Here is a 7,824-nt window from a genome sequence, read left to right on the forward strand (position 1 = left end):
AAAGCCCTATCACATTTACGAAACTTTGTTCAGTTTTCAAAGGACTACCGGTTGCCGTAACAGCAACTTTAATAGTGTATCAACGCAGCGTAGGCCTGTCAACCAGAAATCGGCTGATCGGCGGAATCACCCGGCAAATACCCGGCGACACGGCTCCGCAACACTAGCTATATTACCAGCCAGCTAAAGCGCCGTCAACCAAGAAACGCCTCGTTTTGACGCAAAAAAATAAAGCCGAACTCTTTTCTCTTGGCAGGGAAAAGAAGTCGGTTTTACCTGATGGACACACGAGCCAGCCCCGGAATCATTCGGAGTCGTTACTTACTGCCCAGCAAAAGTTGGCAATCGGGACACAAGCCATACACTTCGAGGTGATGGCCGCTGACCTTAAAGCCGGTTTTCTCGGCCGCCACCTGCTCGACGTCGTTCAACCCCGGGTAGCTGAAGTCGAAGATCTTACCGCAATTCGTGCAAATGGCGTGATAATGCGGCTCCAACGCAAAATCAAAGTGCGTCGCGCTGTCGGTGGAATTCATTTCCTCCACCAGGTTCAGCTCGGCCAACAACTTCAGATTATTATAGATGGTGGCGACGCTCATGTGCGGGAACTGCGGCGACAACGCATCGTAGATTTGCTCGGCCGTGGGGTGCGCGGTGCTGGCAATCATGAATTGAATGATCGCGTCGCGCTGCGGCGTCACCCGAATGCGGGCGTGCTTCAAGCGGTCAATTGTTTGATGATAAACTGTTTCTTCCATTTTTCCCACCTATTTAGAACGATTCTTACCTAAGAGAAACATAGCGCATTTTTCGTCGAAATGCAACAAGACACGACCCGCGGGTCGTGTCTTGTTGACGTGGTTACTTCTTGCTACTACTGCTGCTACTGCTAGATGCGTCCGCCGGCTTCAGCTCCGGCGCGTCGGTGGTGTATTCCACCGACTTGCCTTTGTTTTGGCCCAACAAACTCTTGGCCTCGGTTTTCTTCAGGCGCTTCAAGGCTTTCTTCAAGGTGTAATTGTAGTTGCGCTTGGTCACCTTGGCAAAGCCCTTGGGCGTGTAGAAGCGCAACAGGTCCCCATTCATCACCCGATCCGACAGCGACAGCTCGGTGGTGACTTGGTTGGTCGCCGCGTCGATCACCGTTTTCTGCGCGGCCGTCAGCTTCTTAATACGCTTGCCGGTGGTCGTGTCGTAATAGTCGCTGCCGACCTTGGTGTACTGCGGCGTAACAAAATCGCCATTGCGAAAGGCCACAACTTGGCTGTGCTGCTTACTCGTGAGGTCCGAACCGAACTGCACGTAGCCCTTGTTGGAGATGCCTAATAAATTCATCAGAGTTGGCAACACATCAATTTCCCCGCCATAGGTATGATTGATGCCGCCCTTGAGCCCATTCATGTGAATCATGAACGGTACGCGCTGGAACTGGGCGTTATCAAAATCGTCGAACTTGTCCTTGCCCAACAATTGCGCGATGGCCTTTTTGTGGTTGCCGGAAATCCCGTAGTGGTCGCCGTAGAACACGACCATGGACTTCTTATCCAACCCGGACTTCTTCAGCCAGGCCATGAACTCGCCGATAGATTGATCCAGGTAGCGCGCGGTTTGCACGTAACCATCCACCGTGCTGTCCCCGGTATCGGTTTTCGCGATACTTTGGTTCTTCTTGTCCAGCGTGTATGGGTAGTGATTGGTCACGGTGATGAGCTTCGCGTAAAACGGCTGCGGCAGCTGCTCGATGTATTGCGCGGAATCCTTGAGGAAAATCTTGTCCTTCAAGCCATAGCCGATATCATAGTCCTTCCCCGACTGGAAATATGCCTTGGAAAAGAAATAGTCATAGCCCCAGGATTTATAGGTATTATCCCGGTTCCAGAAGCTCGGCACATCCCCGTGGAAAGACGCCGTCGTGTAACCTTGCTGATCCAGAATCGCAGGGGCGGCCTGGAAGGTATTCGCCGTGCCGTCACTCACCATGGCGGAACCTTCCGGCAGTCCGAACAGCGAATTTTCCAACATCATTTCCGCATCGGCGGTTTTGCCTTGGCCGACTTGGTTGAAGAAGTTATCAAAACTCAAGGTGTCGCTGGCGTGGTACAGCTTGTTGAGGTTCGGCGTCACTTCTTCGCCTTGCCACTTGAAATCGATCAGGAACTGTTGAAAACTCTCCAGGTGAATGATGAAGACGTTCTTGCCCTTGGCCACGCCGGTGTATTGGACATTTGGCGTGACCTGGTGTTGCTTCATGTAGGCCAAGGTGGAGTCGATGTCGCTAGCCTTGGCGTTGGCCTTCGTCGCGCTAGTTTTGGCGGTTTTCACGCCGTCAACCACCGTGTAGGCGTTCAAGCCGAGGTACTTGACGATGTAGTTGTTGTCAAACGTCCGCGTCAACAAGCCGGAGCGATCGGCGTTAGCCATCATCAAGTTGGCGCCAATCAGCAAACACGCCAGCGCCGTGACGCCGCCGGCAAACGACTTCTTCACCGGTCGCACATCCATACGCACCAGATGCAAGGCCAGCACCAGAATCAACACCGCCACGTCGAGGAATACGAACCAGTCGCTGGCGCGCATGATGCCGAACACGCCCTTGCTGAGGTTATTCGACACGGCACCGGAGCCCTTGATCACGGCGAAGGTGAGAAAATCGGAGAACTCGCGGTAATACAAGATATTGGCGAACAGCCACACCGAGGTCAACGCGTCGATGACCAACATCGTAATGTATGACTTCCGCCCGCTGAGATACAGGGCAATGCCAAATAAGAGTAACGTCGTCGGAATGGGATTAATCGCCAGCAACAAATGCTGCATGCTGCCTTTGACCCCAAGATTGAATTTCGTGTTATAGGCCCAGTACGTTTTGACCCAAAACAAGGCGATCGCCAGCACGAGAAATCCGAGGCGAGTATTGAGCAAGCCCCGGATCCGTTGGCCAAGTTGTTTCATCGAATGAAACCTCCATGATTTACAGAAAATGCAAAATTAACTACAGCAAGCATACACAAACGCCACCCAAAACTCAAACTTGCGAGCCCGCTGCGCCTCCACCTTAAGTGAAACACAAAAAAAGCGCGAACGGCCTCAGCCGCCCACGCAAACCGGTCCTACTCGGAATCGTCCAGCAGGTCGTAAATTTCCATGGCGATTAAATCGATATTATCAAACTCGAATTGCTGATGGTTTGCCAGCTCCTCGAGGGTGAACGTCTCGGACTTTGGGTCATACGTCACGAGGCCTTTTTCCACTCCGTCTTGTTCGAATCTGCGAGTCTGCACGTCACCATCAGTGGCTTCCTGCATCGCTTCAAGGCGTTTAATGATCGCAACTAATTGTGAGCTCTTCATAAAACGGCCCCTTTCCTTTGGCTTCTGCAATAGCGTACCATAAAATACCGGTAACTGACTATGAAAATCGCGGATTGCTCAAGATTTTTGTGGCTTAGTTGATTCCAGCCGATCCGGCACCACCGCCAGCGCCACGATGCCGCACACCATCCCCAGGTAATAGGTGATGAAGCGCCACAAGAGCATCGCCAACACCAGTTGTGCCGGGCCCATGAACGTGGCAAACAGCGCCTTGAAGCTGTATTCCGCCCCACCGGCGCCGCCGGGAATCGGGAATAGCGAGATGATCATGACAATCATCACGTGCAACACCATGACGTGCACCAAGTTGACATGCGGCACGCCGAAGCTCAACAACACGAAATACGGCACCGAATAATACAGTAACAACTGCACAAACGTCAACAACGCGGCGCGGATCACCTTGGTTTTCTCTTGCTTCAGGTGCACGCTTTCCGCGTAAAACGTGTCGATTTTCGCGTCCATGGTCGCCTGCCACGCCGCCCGCCGCCCCGCGCTGACAAAGGGGCGCAACAAGCGAATGCCAAAGGCCACCAGGCGCTTGGTGAACCGGTATTGATACATGATCAACAACAGCCCGGCAATCACCAACAAGTGAATCGTGAAGCCGAACACGATCAGCCACGCCAGCGGGCCAAATTGCGCCGCCAGGTGTTTGAGGCCGATGAATAGCGTGAAGACGAAGTTGATCAGGACCATGAACTGGTAGACGATGAATTTCATCAACAACACGGAGCTGGCCCGCCCGCCTTCGACGCCGGATTGCATCAGCGCCACCAGCTGCGCCGGCTGCCCGCCGGTGGAAAATGGCGTGATGGCGTTGAACAGCTGCTCGATCAACGGCACCCGCATCGCCGACTTAAACGTGAGGTGCTCGCCTTCATGCGCCACAAAGATCTGCACCACCAGCGCCTCGATGACGTAAGACAAGAGAATCACCAAAAAGGCGACGGCTAACCACTGCAAGCGCAGCGTCAACAACGTGTGCCACGCGGCGTGCACATCGACGTTGCGCATCTCCCATAAGAAGATAGCCACGCCGATGGCAATCATGACGGCAACCGCGATTTTATTCTTCCGAGTCATCGTAATGCCGCCTGTTCGTAGTAAAACCGCCGCCACACGCGCGCCAAGCGGGCCTCGGAATACGTCGCCGCCGCCTTGGCGCTCAGCGCAGCGTAATGCGCCTGCAGCCCGGCATCGCCGCGCAGCCGGTGCAGCTGGGCGTTCATGCCCGCCACATCCGGCGCCATCAAGGCGTATGGCGCAATAATGCCATCATACAGGGACAGCTGCCGCACCATCACCGGCGTCTCGGTGCTAAACGCCTCGAGCACCGCCATTGGGAATAATTCCTCAAACGACGGCAACAAGAACAGATCGGCGATGTTGTAATAGTCAACCATTTCCTCACGCGGCACGATGCCGGTAAAGGTCAAGTTGGCCGGGGCGTTGGCCACCGCCGCCTTCAAGTGGTCGTAGCCGTTGGTGATCATGCCAAACGAAAACCCGCCGGCCCAAATGAACCGCACATCCGGGTTGCGCTTGGCCAGCTCGATGAAATCATCGACGCCTTTGCGATCCTGTACCTGCCCCGCGCCGAACACCACGAAGTCGTTGGGCTTAATACCGTACTTTTGCCGCAGCTCCAGCTTGTTTTCCGGCGTCTCGGGATAAAAGGTCTCGCGGGAGACGAAGTTTGGAATGTAGGTTACCTTGCTGGCGGGAATGTCGTAGGCCTCCAGTTGGGGAATGAAGTTCGGGTTCACCACCACCAGCGTGTCCATCCGCTTATAAAACTGAATCACGTACTTGTCCAAGCCCCACCGCGCCACCCCAGGCAGGCTGAGGCTTTGGTCCAACGTGTTCGGCAGAAAATGGACGTAGCCGATTTTTCGCCCGCGCCGCTTCGTGAAGGTCGACGCGAAGAAGGTGGGATTAATCGTATGGTAATGGCTAATCACGCTAGGGGAATAATCGTTAATGGCCACGTGGAATTCGGTGGGAAAATATTTTTTCAATAATCCCAATAATTCCACGTACACCGCTCCGACCCCTTGACCGGCGACCTTGTCCGCGGCTGAAAACATATGAATGTCGAGCATACCTATCCCTTCATCGACGTGTGTTCGTTGACCACATCGACTGCGTCAGCAGTGGCATCAAAGCGCGCAATGGCTTCCCGGTAGAATTGCAAGGCGGATCCGGCGAATTGATTCGCCGAAATCGCGTGGAGCTTGGCCTGCAGCGGCACCGGATCATCGAAGGCCTGCGGATGCTGGAGGTAGTTGGCCACCTGGTGCACGAATTCGTCTTGGGTGACGAACGTGGTGCCAATCGCCGGGTCATCCAGCAGCTGCTGGGTGTATTCACCGGCCAGCGCTACTACCTTGCGCCCAGCGGCCAAGGCCTCGATGTAGGTCAGGCCTTGCGACTCAGAATCACTGGCCGACACGAACACGTCGGCGGCCCGGTAATAATCCTGCACCTCATCGTGGTCGATTTCCCCGGTGAAGCGGACGTGCGAACCTAACTCCAACGCCGAGGCTTGCGCTTCGAGGTCGCTTCTGGCTGGCCCGTCGCCGACAATCAGCAACACCGCGTCCGGTACTAACGCCAGCACCTTCGGCATCGCCGAGATCAGCTTGTCGATGCGCTTTTCATACGCCACGCGACTCAGCGACAGCAATACTGGCCGGTGCGTCAAGCCCAACTGTTCGCGCAGCTCGGGATTCTTCGGCGCCTTGTACTGACTCAAGTCGACGCCGGTAGGAATAATGGCAATGGGAATGTGGATCCCGTAGCGCTGCAACGTCGCTTCCACGCGCTCGGACGGCGCGATCACCCCGCTGACGTGAAACAAGAACGCCCGGGTATACTGCTTGACGTGATAGGGCCGCAATAAGCGGCCGTTCATTACATAATGCAAATAATCCTCGTACATCGTGTGGTAAGTGTGCACCACCGGGATGTGCAGTTGGCGGGCGACAAACTTACCAATGTAGCCCATTGAGAATTCTGTTTGGGTGTGAATAATATCGAGTTGCAATTCCTTCGCCACGGCATAGGCATGGAACACACCGCGCACGGCGATGCGCCGGTCGGTAAACGAGACGAATGGAATACTGGTGAACCGGAACAGGTTCGGCTCGACGGCTTCATCTGCCACGTGAGGATCGGTGGTCGTAAAAATATACACGGCATGGCCTTGGCGCTCCAGCTCGTCCTTCAGTGTTTTGATCGATGTCGCCACACCGCTGACTTGTGGAAAATACGTATCGGTAAAAATGCCAATATTCATCTTCACCCCTCCCCTCCATAGATAGTTACAGTATAAAGACAAACCAGATGGCATGCAATTTTCAACCATCTTTCTCATTCTACCAAAATAACATTGGCCGCCCCTCCTGCTAAAGGCGGAAAACTGAAAAACTTAAAAAAAAGAGACGCTGATTTCTCAACGTCTCTCTTGCGGCTCGCTAGGCAACAAGCCAAATCTACCGGCGATCGGGGTCGAACCGATACTCCATTGCTGGAACCAGATTTTGAGTCTGGCGCGTCTGCCAATTCCGCCACGCCGGCATATTCAGTTCACTCTTGGTGGTGACCAAGAAAGGCGGTGATCGGATTTGAACCGACGCATAGAGGTTTTGCAGACCTTTGCCTTACCACTTGGCTACACCGCCAGGAATATGCGCTCCGAAGAGCAATTGGGGTAGCTGGATTCGAACCAGCGCATGACGGAGTCAAAGTCCGTTGCCTTACCACTTGGCTATACCCCATTAAGGAACAAGGGCGGATAGTGGGGATCGAACCCACGTGTGCCGGTGCCACAAACCGGTGTGTTAACCACTTCACCATATCCGCCATCACAATAAAAGCAGGGATAGTAGGAATTGAACCCACACTGACGGTTTTGGAGACCGTAGTTCTACCTTTAAACTATATCCCTAAAATGGAGGATCTAGGATTCGAACCTAGGAACCCGAAGGAACGGATTTACAGTCCGTCGCGTTTAGCCTCTTCGCTAATCCTCCATCAATGGCGCGGGACGGAATCGAACCGCCGACACATGGAGCTTCAATCCATTGCTCTACCGACTGAGCTACCGAGCCATTAAACGGTTCCAACGAGACTCGAACTCGTGATCTCCTGCGTGACAGGCAGGCGTCCTAACCAACTAGACCATGGAACCAACAATATTCAATTGTAATTGCGGGAGCTGGATTTGAACCAACGACCTCCGGGTTATGAGCCCGACGAGCTACCAGACTGCTCTATCCCGCGATAATGTAAAAAGGAGAATGAGGGATTCGAACCCTCGCGTGGTTTGACCCACCTGACGGTTTTCAAGACCGTTCCCTTCAGCCAGACTTGGGTAATTCTCCATATGAGTAACATGACCCGTACGGGATTTGAACCCATGTTACCGCCGTGAAAGGGCGGTGTCTTA

Annotated in this window: 6 protein-coding genes and 10 tRNA genes; all 16 read right to left on the reverse strand. The window is 54.0% G+C overall.

Annotation, left to right across the window (positions count from 1 at the left end; translation table 11 throughout):
- Positions 1–317: 317 nt before the first annotated feature.
- The 16 genes from FD02_RS07250 to FD02_RS07325 all read right to left on the reverse strand — a co-directional run bounded on the left by FD02_RS07250 (position 318) and on the right by FD02_RS07325 (position 7,759).
- Positions 318–758 carry a Fur family transcriptional regulator gene (locus FD02_RS07250; protein WP_054723584.1) on the reverse strand — a complete coding sequence of 147 codons (441 nt, stop codon included), beginning with the start codon at positions 756–758 and terminating at the stop codon, positions 318–320.
- A gap of 103 nt (positions 759–861) precedes the next feature.
- The gene (locus FD02_RS07255) at positions 862–2,952 is read right to left on the reverse strand and encodes an LTA synthase family protein (RefSeq protein ID WP_056951464.1); all 2,091 of its coding nucleotides are present in this window, start codon (positions 2,950–2,952) and stop codon (positions 862–864) included.
- 158 nt (positions 2,953–3,110) lie between these two features.
- Positions 3,111–3,350: a YkuJ family protein gene (locus FD02_RS07260; RefSeq protein ID WP_054723583.1), complete on the reverse strand. Its 240-nt coding sequence runs from the start codon at positions 3,348–3,350 to the stop codon at positions 3,111–3,113.
- Positions 3,351–3,428: 78 nt separating this feature from the next.
- Positions 3,429–4,457 (reverse strand): lysylphosphatidylglycerol synthase transmembrane domain-containing protein, encoded by a 1,029-nt coding sequence (locus FD02_RS07265; protein WP_054723582.1) that lies wholly within the window; start codon positions 4,455–4,457, stop codon positions 3,429–3,431.
- On the reverse strand, positions 4,454–5,476 hold the full coding sequence (locus FD02_RS07270) for a glycosyltransferase family 4 protein (protein WP_056951466.1): 1,023 nt from the start codon (positions 5,474–5,476) through the stop codon (positions 4,454–4,456). The genes FD02_RS07265 and FD02_RS07270 overlap by 4 nt, the downstream gene beginning before the upstream one ends.
- 2 nt (positions 5,477–5,478) lie before the next feature.
- Complete coding sequence (locus FD02_RS07275; RefSeq protein WP_056951468.1) at positions 5,479–6,672, reverse strand: glycosyltransferase family 4 protein; 1,194 nt, start codon at positions 6,670–6,672, stop codon at positions 5,479–5,481.
- Between the two features lie 197 nt (positions 6,673–6,869).
- Positions 6,870–6,953: transfer RNA gene (locus FD02_RS07280), tRNA-Leu, on the reverse strand.
- Positions 6,954–6,985: 32 nt separating this feature from the next.
- Positions 6,986–7,057 (reverse strand) — tRNA-Cys (locus tag FD02_RS07285).
- A gap of 24 nt (positions 7,058–7,081) precedes the next feature.
- Positions 7,082–7,153, reverse strand: a tRNA-Gln gene (locus FD02_RS07290).
- Positions 7,154–7,165: 12 nt separating this feature from the next.
- Positions 7,166–7,238, reverse strand: a tRNA-His gene (locus FD02_RS07295).
- Between the two features lie 14 nt (positions 7,239–7,252).
- A tRNA-Trp gene (locus FD02_RS07300) sits at positions 7,253–7,323 on the reverse strand.
- A 4-nt stretch (positions 7,324–7,327) separates the two neighbouring features.
- A tRNA-Tyr gene (locus tag FD02_RS07305) sits at positions 7,328–7,408 on the reverse strand.
- Positions 7,409–7,413: 5 nt separating this feature from the next.
- Positions 7,414–7,486: transfer RNA gene (locus tag FD02_RS07310), tRNA-Phe, on the reverse strand.
- A gap of 6 nt (positions 7,487–7,492) precedes the next feature.
- Positions 7,493–7,566, reverse strand: a tRNA-Asp gene (locus FD02_RS07315).
- Positions 7,567–7,584: 18 nt separating this feature from the next.
- Positions 7,585–7,658 (reverse strand) — tRNA-Met (locus tag FD02_RS07320).
- An 11-nt stretch (positions 7,659–7,669) separates the two neighbouring features.
- Positions 7,670–7,759 (reverse strand) — tRNA-Ser (locus FD02_RS07325).
- Between the last annotated feature and the right edge of the window lie 65 nt (positions 7,760–7,824).

Origin of the sequence: Lacticaseibacillus nasuensis JCM 17158, assembly GCF_001434705.1 — a bacterium.
Lineage (GTDB): Bacteria > Bacillota > Bacilli > Lactobacillales > Lactobacillaceae > Lacticaseibacillus > Lacticaseibacillus nasuensis.

Excerpts from the sequence above, each read along its gene's own strand:
- FD02_RS07275 (WP_056951468.1), bottom strand. The coding sequence starts at position 6,672 with ATGAATATTGGCATTTTTACCGATACGTATTTTCCACAAGTCAGCGGT.
- FD02_RS07250 (WP_054723584.1), bottom strand. The coding sequence starts at position 758 with ATGGAAGAAACAGTTTATCATCAAACAATTGACCGCTTGAAGCACGCC.
- FD02_RS07260 (WP_054723583.1), bottom strand. The coding sequence starts at position 3,350 with ATGAAGAGCTCACAATTAGTTGCGATCATTAAACGCCTTGAAGCGATG.
- FD02_RS07265 (WP_054723582.1), bottom strand. The coding sequence starts at position 4,457 with ATGACTCGGAAGAATAAAATCGCGGTTGCCGTCATGATTGCCATCGGC.
- FD02_RS07255 (WP_056951464.1), bottom strand. The coding sequence starts at position 2,952 with ATGAAACAACTTGGCCAACGGATCCGGGGCTTGCTCAATACTCGCCTC.
- FD02_RS07270 (WP_056951466.1), bottom strand. The coding sequence starts at position 5,476 with ATGCTCGACATTCATATGTTTTCAGCCGCGGACAAGGTCGCCGGTCAA.